At 70.7% G+C, this 15,081-nt stretch carries 16 protein-coding genes and 1 tRNA gene; 9 read left to right on the forward strand and 8 right to left on the reverse strand.

Annotation, left to right across the window (positions count from 1 at the left end; all coding sequences use genetic code 11):
• Window positions 1-13: 13 nt before the first annotated feature.
• A complete protein-coding gene (locus AB0I21_RS36960) occupies window positions 14-505 on the reverse strand; it encodes a hypothetical protein (protein WP_360568246.1) in 492 nt (163 codons plus the stop codon).
• Window positions 506-640: 135 nt separating this feature from the next.
• Window positions 641-1,651 (reverse strand): endonuclease/exonuclease/phosphatase family protein, encoded by a 1,011-nt coding sequence (locus AB0I21_RS36965; RefSeq protein ID WP_360568248.1) that lies wholly within the window; start codon window positions 1,649-1,651, stop codon window positions 641-643.
• An 88-nt stretch (window positions 1,652-1,739) separates the two neighbouring features.
• Between AB0I21_RS36965 and AB0I21_RS36970 the strand changes: the two genes are divergently transcribed.
• Genes AB0I21_RS36970 through AB0I21_RS36985 form a run of 4 tightly spaced genes read left to right on the forward strand, consistent with a single transcriptional unit; the run spans window position 1,740 to window position 4,694 of the window.
• A complete protein-coding gene (locus AB0I21_RS36970) occupies window positions 1,740-2,507 on the forward strand; it encodes a prolipoprotein diacylglyceryl transferase family protein (RefSeq protein WP_360568250.1) in 768 nt (255 codons plus the stop codon).
• On the forward strand, window positions 2,504-2,878 hold the full coding sequence (locus tag AB0I21_RS36975; protein ID WP_360568252.1) for a hypothetical protein: 375 nt from the start codon (window positions 2,504-2,506) through the stop codon (window positions 2,876-2,878). The genes AB0I21_RS36970 and AB0I21_RS36975 overlap by 4 nt, the downstream gene beginning before the upstream one ends.
• Window positions 2,875-4,431 (forward strand): radical SAM protein, encoded by a 1,557-nt coding sequence (locus AB0I21_RS36980; protein ID WP_360568254.1) that lies wholly within the window; start codon window positions 2,875-2,877, stop codon window positions 4,429-4,431. Before AB0I21_RS36975 ends, AB0I21_RS36980 begins: the two co-directional genes overlap by 4 nt.
• Window positions 4,428-4,694, forward strand: coding sequence for a hypothetical protein (locus tag AB0I21_RS36985; protein ID WP_360568255.1), 267 nt, complete (start codon window positions 4,428-4,430; stop codon window positions 4,692-4,694). Before AB0I21_RS36980 ends, AB0I21_RS36985 begins: the two co-directional genes overlap by 4 nt.
• On the opposite strand, the gene AB0I21_RS36990 is transcribed toward AB0I21_RS36985, so the two are convergent.
• The 3 genes from AB0I21_RS36990 to AB0I21_RS37000 all read right to left on the reverse strand — a co-directional run bounded on the left by AB0I21_RS36990 (window position 4,676) and on the right by AB0I21_RS37000 (window position 6,647).
• Window positions 4,676-4,849, reverse strand: a complete 174-nt coding sequence (locus tag AB0I21_RS36990) for a hypothetical protein (protein ID WP_360568257.1) — start codon at window positions 4,847-4,849, stop codon at window positions 4,676-4,678. The genes AB0I21_RS36985 and AB0I21_RS36990 overlap by 19 nt on opposite strands.
• Before the next feature lie 476 nt (window positions 4,850-5,325).
• Window positions 5,326-5,862: a CYTH domain-containing protein gene (locus AB0I21_RS36995; RefSeq protein WP_360568259.1), complete on the reverse strand. Its 537-nt coding sequence runs from the start codon at window positions 5,860-5,862 to the stop codon at window positions 5,326-5,328.
• Window positions 5,863-5,876: 14 nt separating this feature from the next.
• Window positions 5,877-6,647: a 3-methyladenine DNA glycosylase gene (locus tag AB0I21_RS37000; RefSeq protein WP_360568261.1), complete on the reverse strand. Its 771-nt coding sequence runs from the start codon at window positions 6,645-6,647 to the stop codon at window positions 5,877-5,879.
• A gap of 30 nt (window positions 6,648-6,677) precedes the next feature.
• Here AB0I21_RS37000 and AB0I21_RS37005 point away from each other — a divergent pair, with 30 nt between their 5' ends.
• Complete coding sequence (locus AB0I21_RS37005; protein ID WP_360568262.1) at window positions 6,678-8,030, forward strand: gluconolaconase; 1,353 nt, start codon at window positions 6,678-6,680, stop codon at window positions 8,028-8,030.
• Here AB0I21_RS37005 and AB0I21_RS37010 read toward each other — a convergent pair.
• Window positions 8,014-10,080, reverse strand: a complete 2,067-nt coding sequence (locus AB0I21_RS37010; protein WP_360568263.1) for a glycogen debranching N-terminal domain-containing protein — start codon at window positions 10,078-10,080, stop codon at window positions 8,014-8,016. The two genes, AB0I21_RS37005 and AB0I21_RS37010, sit on opposite strands and share 17 nt — an antisense overlap.
• 23 nt (window positions 10,081-10,103) lie before the next feature.
• On the opposite strand from AB0I21_RS37010, the gene AB0I21_RS37015 reads away from it, so the two are divergent.
• The 4 genes from AB0I21_RS37015 to AB0I21_RS37030 all read left to right on the forward strand — a co-directional run bounded on the left by AB0I21_RS37015 (window position 10,104) and on the right by AB0I21_RS37030 (window position 13,022).
• Window positions 10,104-10,772: a hypothetical protein gene (locus tag AB0I21_RS37015; RefSeq protein WP_360568265.1), complete on the forward strand. Its 669-nt coding sequence runs from the start codon at window positions 10,104-10,106 to the stop codon at window positions 10,770-10,772.
• Window positions 10,773-10,850: 78 nt separating this feature from the next.
• A complete protein-coding gene (locus tag AB0I21_RS37020) occupies window positions 10,851-11,756 on the forward strand; it encodes an ATP-binding cassette domain-containing protein (RefSeq protein ID WP_360568267.1) in 906 nt (301 codons plus the stop codon).
• A complete protein-coding gene (locus AB0I21_RS37025; protein WP_360568269.1) occupies window positions 11,753-12,559 on the forward strand; it encodes an ABC transporter permease in 807 nt (268 codons plus the stop codon). Before AB0I21_RS37020 ends, AB0I21_RS37025 begins: the two co-directional genes overlap by 4 nt.
• Window positions 12,560-12,593: 34 nt before the next feature.
• Window positions 12,594-13,022: a hypothetical protein gene (locus AB0I21_RS37030; protein ID WP_360568271.1), complete on the forward strand. Its 429-nt coding sequence runs from the start codon at window positions 12,594-12,596 to the stop codon at window positions 13,020-13,022.
• Window positions 13,023-14,109: 1,087 nt separating this feature from the next.
• On the opposite strand, the gene AB0I21_RS37035 is transcribed toward AB0I21_RS37030, so the two are convergent.
• Both AB0I21_RS37035 and AB0I21_RS37040 read right to left on the reverse strand, forming a co-directional pair.
• Window positions 14,110-14,173 (reverse strand) — tRNA-Glu (locus tag AB0I21_RS37035).
• 573 nt (window positions 14,174-14,746) lie between these two features.
• Window positions 14,747-14,965 carry a hypothetical protein gene (locus AB0I21_RS37040; RefSeq protein WP_360568273.1) on the reverse strand — a complete coding sequence of 73 codons (219 nt, stop codon included), beginning with the start codon at window positions 14,963-14,965 and terminating at the stop codon, window positions 14,747-14,749.
• Between the last annotated feature and the right edge of the window lie 116 nt (window positions 14,966-15,081).

A 15,081-nucleotide genomic window follows, 5' to 3' on the forward strand; every position in this document is an offset into this window, starting at 1 on the left:
GCGGCCCCACCCGTCACGGGCACTTGTTCTGCCGGAAGGCGGTCAGTGATGCTGCGTCCGGCTCGAACTTCCACTGGCCGTTCTGATACTTGATGGTGTTGGTGCCGCTCGCCGCGGCCCCGGTCGCCGGCGTCCGCGTCCACTTGACCGTGGCCGTGGAGTCGTCGACCGGTGTCACGCCGGTGACCAGGTAGTCGCCCTGCAGCCCGGTGCAGGTCGACACCAGGTCGACGTAGGCGTCCTTGTTGATGGCCGACTGCGCGGTGTCGGTCCAGAGCTCCCAGGCTCCGGCCCAGTCGCCGGATGACAGGTTTTCGAACACCTGCTCCGCCGTGACCTGCGCGGTCTGTGGGTCCTGCGGCTGTGCGGTCACCTCTACCGTCGGACGGTCGGCGGACGGTGACTCGCCCGAGTCATCCTTCTTGTCCGAGCAGCCCGCAAGGACGCTCGTCAGCACAACCGGCGCGATGACGGCGAGCGCGATGCCGCGGAAGGTTCGTGTCACCCATCTGCTCCAACGTGGTTCTGTCGGGGCGTTCCGCCCGATCCGTACGTGAAGGTACTCCCGGCCAACGAACCGCGTATAGCCGGAGGTACGCGCGAGTGATCTTTCGGGCGCCATTCGGCATGATCGGACAGGTCAGGCGTCGGCCTTTGGGAGCACCAGCTCGGCGAAGACGGCCTTGTGGTCGGTCCCCGCGATCTTGTGGATCACGACCTTCCGCACCCCGACGCGCTCATCGGTCAGCACGTGGTCGAGCGTCACGCCCGGGATGAACCACCGATCGTCGTAGGGCCACGACGTGTCGAGCCCGGCGCCGACGACGTCCGCGGCGTCGTGGTAGCCCTTCGCGAGCACATCGCGGAGCGCCTCGTGGTCGAGCGTCGCGTTGAAGTCGCCGATGAGCAGGTTGACCGGTCCGGCCGGGGTGGCGGCCGGCTGCGCGGCCAGATCCGACACCCAGCAGGAGTCTCGGGAGCCGTCCGACGGGGCGCACGGGTGCACCGACTCGACGTGCAGCTCGAGGGCGCCCGGGACCCGTACACCGGCCTGCGCCTGACCGAAGTCGGACGTGAACCGCCGGTATCCCTTGTCGGTGAGCGGGAAGCGGCTGTAGACGGCCGAGCCGCTCACGCCGGGGCGCGGGTAGGACACCGCGTTGGGCAGCAGCTGCTCCAGGCCGGCCCGGCGCAGCGCGGTGCGCGCCTCGTCGGTGTACTCCTGCACGGCGAGCAGGTCGACGGAGCCCGCGCGCACGAGGCCGACGATGCGGTCGGGGTCGGCGCGGCCGATGAGCATGTTGACGCTCATGACCCGCAGCGTCGGCCCCTCGGTCGTGCCCGCGTCGCCGTCGGAGATCCAGCGGGGCAGCACGCACGCCGCGAACGCGACGGTCACCACCGCCGCCGCGACCGCCGGCCAGATCCGCTTCGTCAGCAGGGCGATCGCCAGCGGTACCAGCGAAACAACCGCGACATAAGGGGTGAACGCGATCAGCTGGACCGTCGGAAAGCCACTCTCCAAGCCGAACACCCGGGCCGCCGCCCACGCCGCGAAGGGCGCGATGAGCAGCCACAGCAGCACGGTCAGCCACGGCCGCCGCCGCCGGGAGATCTCGGCGGCGGGCGCGAACTCCTCGGTGCTGACCATTCCGCCAGGGTAGGCGAGGCGCGCCAGCCGGCCCGGTCCCTGCTGAGAATCTTCACAGAACCCGCCGGCGGCCTACTACGCTGCGCAGGTGTATCCGGTCATCGTGCGGCTCGGCCCGGTCGCGATCCTGACCCACGACGTGTGCGTGGCGGCCGGCATCGCGGTCGCGGCGCTGGTCTTCCTGTGGGAGGTCCGCCGCCGCCGGGCGCAGGACGACCGGCTCTGGTACGTGCTGGCCGGCGCCCTCGTCGGCGGAGCGCTCTTCGCCCGGCTCGGCACGTGGGCGCAGCACCTCGACCCGCGGGACAACGCGTCGCTGCTGGAGCAGTGGGCGTACGGCAACCGCAGCATCCTGTCCGGCCTCGTCGGCGCGTACGTCGGCGCGATCGTGGCCAAGAAGGTGTCCGGCTACCCGTGGCGGACCGGCGACCTCTTCGCCCCCGCCGTCGCGGCTGGGATGGCGGTCGGCCGCGTCGGCTGCCTGCTCGCCGAGCCGCCCGGCACCCCGACCGCCCTGCCGTGGGGCATCACGCTCGACGCGGCGCAGGCCGAGGCGATGCACACGCCCGCCGGCGTGCCGCTGCACCCGTCCTTCGCGTACGAGATCCTCTTCCACGCCGTCGCGTTCGGCGCGCTGCTCGCGCTGCGCCGGAAGGTGACCGCGCCGGGCGCGCTGTTCAAAATCTATCTGGCCGCTTACGCCGCGTTCCGTTTCATGGTGGAGTTCGTGCGGGGCAACGAGGTGGTGTGGGCCGGCCTGACCCGGCCGCAGCTGTTCCTCCTGGCCTGCCTGCCGCTCATCGTGGCGGGCCTCGTCAAGGATCTGGTGCGACAGAAGGAAACGGTGGCCGCATGAATCCGAACTGGACGGTGCCGACGCCGCCGCCGGGCGGGGAGCGCCCGATCCGCGGCAGGAAGGTCGCCGCGGGGCTCGGCATCGCCGCCGCCGCGCAGGTCCTCGTCATCATCATCGGCGTGGTCGTGACGATCGCCTTCGGCGCGTCGGACAACAGCGAGAACGCGCTGCTCGGCGTCTACCTGGAGATGCTGCTGCAGGTGGTGCTGTTCGTCGCGTGCCTGGTGGTCGGCATCGTCTGGATCGTGCGCCGCGACCGGGGCCTCGGCATCGGCATCCTCATCGGCTGGGCGGTCAGCGTCATCGTCTTCCCCATCGCGGGGATCGGCGTCTGCCTCGCCATCGTCAACGCGAACACGGGGACAGCATGAGCACGGGCATGCCGCTTCGCGGGGATCGGATCCACCGGTACGTCAACGCCTTCTGTCCACAGTGCCACGACGAGCGCCCCGACCGTCCACTGGAGACGGTGCAGCGGCTGTCGGGCTGGCTCGCCGAGCGAGACGGCCGGATCTGGCTGGAGCGCGGCTGCCCCTCGCACGGTCTCGTCCGCACGCTGTACGACGAGTCGCCGGAGATCCTGCGGTACCTGGAGCAGTGGACCGCCCCGACGAAGTCGCACGTGCCGGACCTCGCCGGGAACTTCGCGCCCGTGCCGTCGGCGTACCTCGCCGGCCTGCCGGAGATGCAGACCCAGCACACGTGCATCCTGCTCGCGGACCTCACCGACAGCTGCAACCTGCGCTGCCCCACCTGCTTCACCGACTCCTCCCCGGCGATCGAGGGCGTCGTGCCGCTCGCCGAGGTGCTGGCCGGCGTCGACACGAAGCTGTCCCGGGAGAACGGGCGCATCGACGTGCTCATGCTGTCCGGCGGCGAGCCCACGCTGTACCCGCGGCTGGCCGAGCTGCTGCGGGAGGTGTCCGCCCGCAACGTCGTGCGGATCCTCATCAACTCCAACGGCGTGAAGATCGCCCGCGACGACGCGCTGCTGGACCTGCTCACCGAGCACCGCGAGCGGGTCGAGGTCTACCTCCAGTACGACGGCGTCTCCGAGCGCGCCGCCCGCCACCACCGCGGCGCCGACCTGCGCCGCCTCAAGGACCAGGCGGTCGACCGGCTCTCCTCCCGCGGCATCTTCACCACCCTCACCATGACGTGCGCCCTCGGCGTCAACGACGACGAGATCGGCGCCGTCGTGAAGCGCGCGCTCGACACCCCGTACGTCGGCGGCGTCTCCCTGCAGCCGCAGTTCGGGTCCGGTCGTTCGGGTGCGATCGACCCCCTCGACCGTCTCACCCACACCGGCGTCCTGGCCCGCCTCGGCCCGCAGACCGGTGACCAGGTCACCTGGCGCGACCTGACCGCCCTGCCCTGCTCGCACCCGCACTGCTGCTCCGTGGGGTACCTGCTGCGCGACGACGCGGGGGAGTGGCAGTCGATGACCAAGCTCATCGGCCACGACCGCCTCCTGACGTTCCTGGACCTCTCCCCGGACCTCGTCGCCAACCGCATCGCCGACGTCCAGCTCCCGCTGGCGCTGCGGACCGCCGTCAAGGACTCGCTGCTGGGCCTGCTGTCCGAGCAGTCCTCGCTGTCCCACCCCGACGTCGGATCGCTCTGGCGCGACATCTGCGAGAACTGCGACCTCGGCATCTCGACCCTCACCACGCTGGTCTCCTCGTCCCTGCCCGGCGGCCGCAACCGCCTGCGCAAGATGCTCGGCGAACGCGTCAAACGCATCACGGTCAAGCCCTTCATGGACATGCACACGATGATCGAGGAGCGCCTCCTGCAGTGCTGCGTGCACGTCGCCACCGTCGCCGCCGCCGCTGACGGCTCCCGGGCCCACCAGTGCGCCCCGTTCTGCGCCGTCCAGGCCTGGCCGGCCCTCTCCGCCCAACGCCTGCCCAGGGCGCTGTGACGACCCCGCCCGCGCAGCCCTACGATCCGCTGCGCCTCTGCGTGTACGCGACGATCGCCGCCCTCGCGTGGCTCCTGGGCCCGATCGCCCTGCTCGGCTTCGCCCTGCTCGGCTTCTTCGGCTACCTCCGCGCCCGCCGCCAGGGCCTGACCCGCTCCAAGTGCGTCCTGCGCGACACCCGCCTGGTCCTGACCTACCTGGCCGCCCTGACCCTGGCCGCCACCGCCGGCATCACCTGGAACGTCTACACCTGGCTCACCTGACCCCGGCGGGCCTCGTGAACGGCGTCGGCGATCTGGGTCGCCAGCAGCGTGGCTTGCTCGAGGGTGAGGTCGTGGGCCGGCTCTGCACCGGCCCGGGTCACGAACGTGATGCCGATCAACGAGTGTTCTCCGCGGAGCAGGCGTTCGAGGATCACGCCGCAGCCGGCCGCCCCATCCCGCGCGGGTCACCGGGCCGCTCGGTTGGCTTCCGGGGCGACGATCGCACCGCTGCATCAGCACCGCACGGGGGTGTCATGCCACGCGGGGCAGCATCTGACCACCACGGCGTCGGCGCTCGCCACACGAACCATCACGGCACAGAGCATCGCGGCGTGGGCCGGCACAGCGCAGATCAGCACAGCGCATAGCCGCGCAGAGCATCGTGGGATCGTCCGCTCAATCCAGGTGGGCGGTCGTGCCATTCCTGCGTCCAACGTGATCCATCCACGCCGCTGGGCCCACCCCACACGGTCACCGCGTCGCCTGGCCGGCTCTGCATGGGTCATCGCGCCGTTGAGCGGATTCAGGCCGAACGGTCACGCCGCCAACCCGACACCGCACGCCATGCCGCTGCCCGGAGCCGGCGGCCGGGGGACCGATCAAGCGGACTGCCCAGAGGGGGGCTCCGAGGTCACGAGAAGCTCACGACCTCATGTTCGCCAAGCACGATGCCGTACCGCTTGTAGACCTTCGTGGTGTTCTCGCTCGTGAGCTGCGACTCCTCGAAACCGAGGAGGGCGGCAACGCGGCGCACCTCTTCAGGCGAACCGGCCTCGATCTCCAGGTACGGCGGGATCATCGGCCATTCGTCGATCTCCAGCTGGGCGCCGTCGAGGGTGAAGCTCGTCCGGCGGTTCTCCTGGTAGGACTTCGGGTGGAAGCCGAGGAAGCCCAGGAGCTCGTTCGTCGCGTCCAGGTCGTCCACGGTGACCTCGACCTCGTAGGTGCCGTCGATGCCGTCGTGGGAGATCTCCTTGACCGCGAGCGTGGCCTTCGTGCCGTTGTCGCGCAGCCGGATCCACCTGCTCTCGTCGCCCGCGACGATGTCGTACACGTAGCGGCGCTGGAGCGTCGAGGCGCTGACCTCGCTGCCGCCTCTGGAAAGAATCAGGTCCGCCATCGCGGCCGGGTCGATGTCGAGCACCTTCGCCTCGAACTCTGCGGGCACGTCGAGTCCTTCCGTCAATCGTTCGGCTGTTGCGCGCCCGCCTCGTCGCAGACGGCGATGAGGGCCGCGCGCAGCGGTGCCGCACGCTCCGACAGTTCGCGTTGGCGGCGGGTGTACTCGGCGCGGCCCTCGGGGGTTTCGATCGGGACCGGGGGGTAGCCGAGGGCGGCCAGGTCGTACGGGCTGGCCTGCATGTCGAGGGTGCGGATGTCGGCGGCCAGCTCGAAGCAGTCGGCGATCAGTTCGCCGGGGGTCAGCGGGCTGAGCTTGTAGGACCACTTGTACAGGTCCATGTTGGCGTGCAGGCAGCCTGGTTGCTCGTTGGCGAGCTGGGTTTCGCGGGTCGGTTGCAGCAGGTTCAGCGACCGGGCGGGGGCGGTGTAGAAGCGGAAGGCGTCGAAGTGGCTGCAGCGGATGCGGCTCGCCTCGACGACGGCGTCGGTGCCGGTGGGGCCGAGGCGCAGCGGCCAGGCGTTGTGGCGGAGCTCGTCCTGCGTCTGGCGGTAGACCATCGCCCACTCGTGCAGGCCGAAGCAGCCCAGGTGCGGGGGTCGGGCCGCGGTCGCCACGAGCAGGTCCCGGACCCAGGCGACGGTCTCCGGCCGGCGGTGCGGGGCGCCGCCCGGACGCCACTGGCGCAGCTGCGCGGGCCGGAACGAGTAGTACGTGAACAGGAAGTCGAGCACCGGGTGCTTCTCGCCGCGGCGACGGCGCTCCAGGTGCGGCACGATCCACTGGTCGACCCGTGCCTCGTGGGCGGCCCTGCGGGCGTCGTCTGAGAGCACGCGACAAGCTTAGGTTGTACCGTCACACGCATGCGCAAGCTCGGTGCACTGCTCGTCGCGACCACGGCCTGCACACTGCTGCTCGCGGGGTGTGGTGGCGAGCCGAAGGAGCGGGGCGAGCCGGCGGCGCCGAGCTCGTCCACGGCGGGAGGCGCCTCCACGGGGGCGCCGGCACTGGCGCTCGGGAAGCCGACGAGCGTCAAGGTCGCCGTGGGCGCGGGGGTGAACGGGGCACCGTTCGACGTGGCGCGCAACGTGACGATGCCGGCGGGGTGGAGCGCGTCGGTCTACGCGCGGGTCGAGAAGGCCAGGTTCCTGGCGGTCACGCCGAGCGGTGACCTGCTGGTGTCCCAGCCCGCGCAGGGCAAGATCCGCGTGGTGCGGGGCGGGAAGGTCACCGAGTTCGCGTCCGGGCTCAACCGGCCGCACGACATGGTGTTCGCCGAGGTCGGCGGGGCGACGTGGCTGTTCGTGGCCGAGGCGGACCAGGTCGTGCGCTACCCGTACCAGAGCGGGGACCTCAAGGCGCACGACGGCCAGGTGGTCGTCGACGGGCTTCCCGACACCAGCACGCCGGAGCTGCGCGGCAACTACGCGCACGTGTTGAAGAACATCGCGGTGAAGGACGGCAAGCTGTACGTGTCGATCGCCTCCACCTGCAACGCGTGCGTCGAGGACACCGTCAGCGACCCGCAGCGCGCCGCGATCTACACGTTCGACGCCGCGGGGAAGAACGCGGGCAAGCACCTGCTGGCGCGCGGCATCCGCAACGCCGAAGGGCTGGCCTTCCGGCCCGGCACCGACGAGCTGTGGGCCGTGGTCAACAACCGCGACAACACGCTCGTCCCCGACGACCGCGACGTCGACGGCGACGGCAAGTCCGACAAGGGCAAGCGGATGAGCCAGTTCGTCGACCAGTATCCGGTCGAGGAGCTCATCAAGGTCCGCGACGGCGGCTTCTACGGCTGGCCGTTCTGCAACCCCAACAGCGACAACGGCACCCACGACCTGCCGTTCCACCGCGACTACGAGCTCAACCGTGACGGCCAGAAGGCCGACTGCGCCAAGGCCGACCCGATCGACCTCGGCCTGCCCGCGCACACCGCGCCGCTGGGCCTGACCTTCGTGCCGGCCCTTGAAGGTGCCGTCGTGCCGTTGCACGGCTCGTGGAACAGCACGAAGCCCGTCGGCTACAAGGTCGTCTTCGTCCCGTGGACCACCGGCGGCCCCGGCGACCCGGTCGACCTCCTCAGCGGCCTCGTCGACACGAAGGCCGGCAAGCCCTGGCTCCGCCCGGTGGACGCCGCCCTCGACGCCGACGGCTCCATCCTTGTCAGCGATGATTTCGCCGGTACGATCCTGCGCCTCACCCCGCCGAAGTAGACCCGATCTTCGCGGGGGTGCCGTCGGCGAGCAGGAACGCGACGCCGACGGGTCCATTGTGGACCGTGACGGCGCCGTCGGCGGAGACGGAGACGTCCAGCAGGCCGTCGGCGACCTTCAGGCCCCGGACACGGAACGCGCCGACCGGCGACGGGGTGAGCGGGTCGAACGTGACGCGGCCTGCGGGGATGTCGACGTCCAGACCCAGCAGCGCGACGAGCACCGCCGGACCGGCCGCGGCGGCCCAGGCCTGCGGGCGGCACGCCGCCGGGAACGGCGTCGCGGCATCGTCGCCGCCGTACAGCTCGGGCAGCCGGGAATCGAAGCGCCCGGCGGCGTCGAGGAGGGCGCCCACCAGCGCCGCCGCCTCCTTGCGGTGGCCGTCGCGGGCCAGGCCGAGCAGCGCGATCGCGGTGTCGTGCGGCCAGACCGAGCCGGCGTGGTAGGAGCCGGGGTCGTAGCCGGCCGAGGACTCGGCGAGGGTCCGCAGCCCGAACGGGGAGCGCAGGCGGGTCAGCCAGCCGGCGACCGCGGTGCTCTCGGCGGGTGACAGCAGGCCGGTGCCGAGCAGGTGGCCCATGTTCGACGCCACCGCGTCGACCTGCTCGCCGGTGCCGGTGACGGCGAGCGCCGGATAGCCGCCCGGGCACCAGAACGCGGCCCGGAACCGGTCCGCGAGGTCGGCCGCCGCCGAGCGCCACCGCGCGGCGCCCGGGCGGCCGAACGCGTCGAGCAGGCCGGCGCCTTCGCGGAACGCCTGGAACGCGTACGCCTGGACCTCGCACAACGCCAGGATCCCGCTCGCGACGCGCCCGTCGGCGAACTGGATGCCGTCGGCGGAGTCCTTCCAGCCCTGGTGGGTGAGGCCGGCGCCGGTGGTGCGGTAGGTGACGAGGCCATCGTGCCCGGCGAGCCACGCGAGGGCGGCCTCCGCGGCGGGCAGCAGGGCCTCCACGGCGTCGGGGCGCATGCCCCAGCGGTACGCGTCGGCGAGGGTGCAGACGAAGAGCGCGGTCGCGTCGACGGTGCCGTAATACACCGGCGGCAGTCGGTGCGCGGCGTCCTCGCGGCGGATCTCGTGCGGGATCCGGCCGGGCTCTTCTTCGGTTTCGCCGGTGTACGAGATGTCGTGGCGGGCCGCGGTGCCGTGCTGTTTCGAGGTGTCCTGCTCGGCCGAAGCGCCTTGGCGGGCCGCGGTGCCGTGCTGTTTCGAGGAGTCCTGTTCGGCCGAAGCGCCTTGACGGGCCACGGTGCCTTGGTGGGCGGCGAGGGTTCGTAGTGTGCCGGCGGCGACGTCGGTCCCCAGCGGCAGGGCGAGCCGCGCCGACCAGAGCGCGTCCCGGCCGAACAGCGTCAGGTACCACGGGCTGCCGGCGCTGTAGTACAGGTCGCCGCGGCGCAGCGCGTCGAGGTCCTGGACGCCGGTGCGCACCAGCGCGTCGAGCCGGGCGTCGCCGGCCGCCACCCGCAGCGTGCTGAACCGCTTGGCCCGCGGGATCGGCGGGACGTCGGTGCGGGTGAAGCGCAGCTCGACCGTCCACTGTGCCCCGGGCGTCAGCGTGACGGTCCACCGCAACGCGTCGCCGGCCTCATCGGGCGCCGGCGTGGCGTCGAGGCGGACCGACATGCCGTCTTCGGCCCGCGCCTCGGCGAGCAGCGGCACGATGTCCACTGTGGAGCCGTCGCGGACCGCACCGGTGGTGGCGAAGTCCGTCGCGGCCGCCACCGCCAGGGTGACCACCCGCGGCTCGTCGCCCTTGTTGGCCAACGAGATGGTCTCGGTGCCACCCAGCGGCTCGGCCAGCCGGTTACGTGCGATGGCGAGGTTTCCCCGTACATCCGCGAAAACCGCTGAAGCAGCACCGGTGCGACGCACGTCCCGCGCCGCCACGGCCACGCCGTCGACCGTGACCTCCAGCCGGGCGAGCACCCGGCGGTCCTCGACGTAGAGCCCGTCGGCGCCGCCGGTGAGCTGACCGGACGGCCCTGACAACCACGTCGCCGGGGCGGCCACACAGGTCACGTGTGCGTGCAGGTCGTGATTCGCCACACGTCGCACGGTACGTTAGCCGCGTGAGCAGCGATGCGAGACCGGGTTGGCTGCGGCGCACCGAGGCCGAGCAGCGGTGGCCCGCCGCGCTCGCGATCGCCGTCGCGGTGGCCGTGCACCTGCTGCTGCCGGCCGACCTGGCGCCCCGCCCGCGCTGGCTGCTGCCGGGTCTGGAGGCGGCCCTGCTGATCAGCGTCGTCGTGGTCAACCCGTTGCGGATCAACCGGGAGACCCGCATCCTGCGGCCGCTGAGCATCGGCCTGGCCGCGCTGCTCGGCGTCGCGACCGCGTGGTCGGCGGCGCTGCTCGTGCGGGCGCTGTTCGGGCAGGGGCACATCGCGCCGTCGCACCTGCTGCTGTGGGCCGCCGCGATCTGGCTGACGAACGTCATCGTGTTCGCCCTCTGGTTCTGGGAAGGCGACCGCGGCGGCCCGGCGGCGCGCGCCGAGGGGAGCAACCCGCACCCCGACTTCCTCTTCGCCCAGATGACCGCCGGCGACCTCGTGCCCCGCGACTGGGAGCCGGGGTTCTTCGACTACTTCTACCTGTCGTTCACCAACGCCACCGCGTTCAGCCCGACCGACACCCTGCCGATGTCCACCTGGGCCAAGGTCGGCATGCTCGTCGAGTCCGCCGTCTCGCTCGCCACCGTCCTGCTCGTCGTGGCCCGCGCGGTGAACGTGATCGGCTGAGGCCCGTCTCAGGTCCTCTCACCCTCGCCACAGCAACACTCGAATACCTTCCGCTGCAGCTACAACGGGAGGCACACCATGATCGAGGCTGTCGGCCTCACCAAACGCTACGGCGACCGCGTCGCTGTCGACCAGCTGTCGTTCACCGTGCGGCCGGGCCAGGTCACCGGGTTCCTCGGCCCGAACGGCGCAGGCAAGTCCACCACCATGCGGATGATCCTCGGGCTCGACGCCCCCACCAGCGGCCGGGTCACCATCGACGGCCGCCCGTTCGGCCGCCTCAACAACCCGATGCTCGAGGTCGGCGCGCTGCTGGACGCCAAGGCGATCCACGGTGGGCGCAGCGCGTACCACCACCTCCTCTGCCTCGCGCAGACCAACAACATCCCGCGCCGGCGCGTCGACGAGGTCCTGGAGATCGTCGGGCTCACCGCCGTCGCGCGGAAGCGGTCGAAGGGCTTCTCGCTCGGCATGGGCCAGCGGCTCGGCATCGCCACGGCCCTGCTCGGCGACCCGCGCATCCTCATGTTCGACGAGCCCGTGAACGGCCTGGACCCCGAGGGCATCCTCTGGATCCGCAACCTCATGAAGTCCCTCGCCGCCGAGGGCCGCACCGTCTTCGTCTCGTCGCACCTGATGAGCGAGATGTCGCTGACCGCCGACCACCTGCTCGTCATCGGCCGCGGCAGGCTGATCGCCGACTGCACGGTCCAGGAGTTCATCGAGCAGAACTCGGTCCTGGCCACCCGCGTGCGCACGCCCGACGTGTCGACGTTGGCGGCGTTGGTACGAGCGGCCGGCGCCACCGCCGTCGCCGAGCCCGACGGTTCGCTGCTCGTCACGGAGCTACCGATGCGCGACATCGGCGACCTGGCGTTCGCGCACGGCCTGCGCCTGCACGAGCTGGCGCCCCTGCAGGCGTCGCTGGAGCAGGTGTTCATGGAGCTCACCAAGGACAGCGTCGAATACCGGGGGACCCGATGACGACTTTGACGGCCCGCCGCGCCGGCTTCGACGGCCTGCTGCGCTCCGAGTGGACGAAGCTGCGCACCGTCCGCTCCACCACCTGGTCCCTGGTGGCGATGGCCGCCATCTCCGTCGGCCTGATGTCGCTCATCGCCTGGCTCCTCATGCGCCAGTGGCCGCAGTTCTCGCCGCAGGACCAGGCCGCCCTGGCCGCCGAACCCCTCCAGATCATCATCGACCAGCCCGTCTTCATCTCCCAGCTCGTCGTCGCCGTCCTGGGCGTCATGGTCGTCTCCGCCGAGTACACCACCGGCATGATCCGCTCCACCCTCCAGTCCCAGCCCCGCCGCCTGCTGGTCCTGTCCGCGAAGGTCCTGGTCTTCGCGCTCCTCATGTTCGCCGTCGGCGAGGTCCTGAGCTTCGCCGCCTTTTTCACCGGCCGCTGGATCATGTCCGACCACATCCCGGTCACCCTCTCCGACCCGGGCATCACCAGATCCGTCTTCGGTGCCGGCCTCTACCTGACGGTGCTGGGCCTCTTCGCCCTCGCCTTCGGCGCCATCATCCGCCACACCGCGGGCGCCATCACCGGCGTGCTCGGCCTGATCCTCGTCGTCTCCAACCTGACCGCCCTGCTCCCCGGCACGTGGGGCGCCCACATCCACGCCTGGATGCCCACCAACGCGGGCCAGCTCATCTACAAGCCGACCCTCCCCCCGGACCCACTGCTGACCCAGTGGCAGGGCCTGGCCGTCTTCGCCGGCTGGACCGCCCTTTTTCTGGCCGTCGCCGCCTACCTGTTCAAGAAGCGCGACGCCTGACCCACTCGGGTGCCCCCGCCGCGTATCATCGACCATGAATGTGCGGCGGGTGGCGAGAGGGATCGTTCCTGTGTGGACAAGGCAGATCGCGCACGTAGGCCTCGCAGCGCTGCTGGTGATCACCGGAACCGCGTGCTCCTCGGAGCCGCCGAAGAAGAAGGTCACCTACCACGTGACGGGCGGCACGACGAAGAGCAAGGTCATCTTCGGGTACACCGCCAGCAGCGGCCAGACGGGCACCGACACCAAGCTCGGCGAGATCGACTGGACCAAGGATGTGACCGCGGCCGGGGGGACGGTCCAACTGGAGGCGATATCCGACCGCGGACTGCAGGACTTGGAGATCATGCTGGAATGCAGCATCGCCGTGGACGGCAAGGTCCTCATCAGGACGAGCGGATCCCCCGGCTGCAAGGCAAAGCTCAACCTCGACGAGCCACCGCCCGGACAACCATCGGCCTGACCCACCTCCCGACGCCTCCCGACGCGAAGGGCCTTCCCGGCTTGCTCCTGTCGCGGTTCAGGCGAGCCGGTTCCCGCACCTCTTCCAGATGGGCCCGGTCCGCCTGCCGGCAGAGCTCCTCGCCCCACGGTGGCAGCGCGGTGGAGAGGGACAGCACGGATCCGACGCAGCGGCCGTCGGCCGGTCCCGGCGCGTCGCAGCGCTCCGGCGGGCCGAACACCCACGGCCGGCGACCGGCGAGCACACCCGCCGCCCCTGCCTGCCCTGCGGAGCTACCCGGCGCCATGCAGACCGCCGAGCTGTAGGGCGGTGCGGGGAAGCCGGCAGTGCGAGGCGGCCACACGATCGACGGCCCGGGACTGTCCGAGCCGACCCTGACGCGGTTGCGGGTCGCTGGGGGTATGCAGCGACCCGCTGTCCCTCTGGAGCGTCGAGCTGGAGGGTGCTGAGCCGGTTGGCCGGCGTGTTGCCCCTGCTGGGCACCCGCCAAGGTGGTCCGCGCAGCGGTGTATGGCGGTCTGGCGACGCTGATCGGCGTGGGGTGGCACCCGCGCGGCATTGCTGCTCGTAATCCCAGTGCGCGCACTGAGCGCCGCGGCTCCCCGTGCGAGGCGAACCCTGTCGGCGCGACACCCGTATGGGCCGGTGGGTGTGGTGCGGGGATGGGGCGGGTGGCGTGGCGCTCGGGGCGGTTCGTTTCGGGTGGTGCGGCGCTGTCCTGTGGGCTGACGGGCGTGGAACGGGGTGGGGGCGGGTTCTGGCCGGCGTGGTGCCTTGGGGTGGGGCCGTCCGGTTTCGGCTGGTGCTGCGCTCTCGTGAGCGCTGGTCGACGTTATGCGCGATGCGGGCAAGTCTGACGGCGCGGCGCAGCCGATTCGGGTGGGCGAGCAGCCCAAAGCGGTGCGATGCGAAGCAAGCCCCGCCCCCGCGAGGCGCAGCGAGCGGTGCGAGCGAAGCGAAGCATTGGGGGCGTGGGGTGAGAATCCCCCACTGGGGAGCGGCGGCGGAGCCGCTGCGCGGGGGATGCGGAAGTCCACCAACGCGAACGGGCCCACCCCGTGAACAGGGTGGACCCATTGGACTGTAGCCCCGACCGGATTCGAACCGGCGCTACCGCCTTGAGAGCGCGGTGACCTGGCCGAAGCGAGCCTGACTTTGTGGTCGCGTGGTGGCCTAGAGCTGCGGTGAACCGTGCGTTGGTGACGCCTGTTATCAACGGGTTGCAATCATTTGACTGACTGCTCGCTGACGAGGCGCGGCGCTTGGGTTGCCTGCGCTGGTCGGGCCGGACGACGGCAACCGGCGCTTCGGTGGCCGGGTCGGTATTCTGCAGGGCCGTGTGAGCTTGATCGCCGCCCTCGATCGCCTCGTGGATTCTGGCCGATGATCGGATGTGATCGGCGGACCCCCCGACAGTCCATGGGTGGACGGGTGCGCCCTTCTTGAGGGAGTCGATCAATTCGTCGCGTAGTGGCCCGGCATCCGCGGTGGCAATATTGAGGTACAGCCGCTTGATCCGCTCCAACTCCGCGCACCGCATCACATCCGGCCAGGGACCGGCAAACACCCCAAGCTCAGCCCGGCGAGTCGCGACCCGCGACGCCATCACCGACGACCCCGCAGAAACCGCTAGCACGAAAGCCATCCTCAACGCTTGGCCGACAGCCTCACAAGACGTGAATGTTACTGCGCGGAGCCGTCAACCTCCATTACAGGAAACCCCGTCAGTCTCGCAAGAATTCGTGAATGACGGGCATACCGCTGGCGATAAGACGACGGGTCAAGTCTCTGTGCTCTTCATCGTCAATTTCGATCAGAGTCCCGGATTTAGTCGGCAGATGGAACAAGGTAGCGTCCTCTACTGGCTGATCATCGTAGTGCACGAGAACCCATTCTGATAGCGGGAAAGGCAATTCATCCGCTAGTCGGTCGATTTCCATCATGAAATCCTTTATGGAGTGCGTCGCCTTCCCGCAGGACGAGGAAAGCCACCATTTCCGTACGAGTCGCCAAATCTAACAGTACTACCGTCGGGCAGGACAATCCTACTCGACCGCTG

It is taken from the genome of Dactylosporangium sp. NPDC050588 (assembly GCF_040654975.1).
In the GTDB taxonomy this organism is placed as follows: Bacteria; Actinomycetota; Actinomycetes; order Mycobacteriales; family Micromonosporaceae; genus Dactylosporangium; species Dactylosporangium maewongense.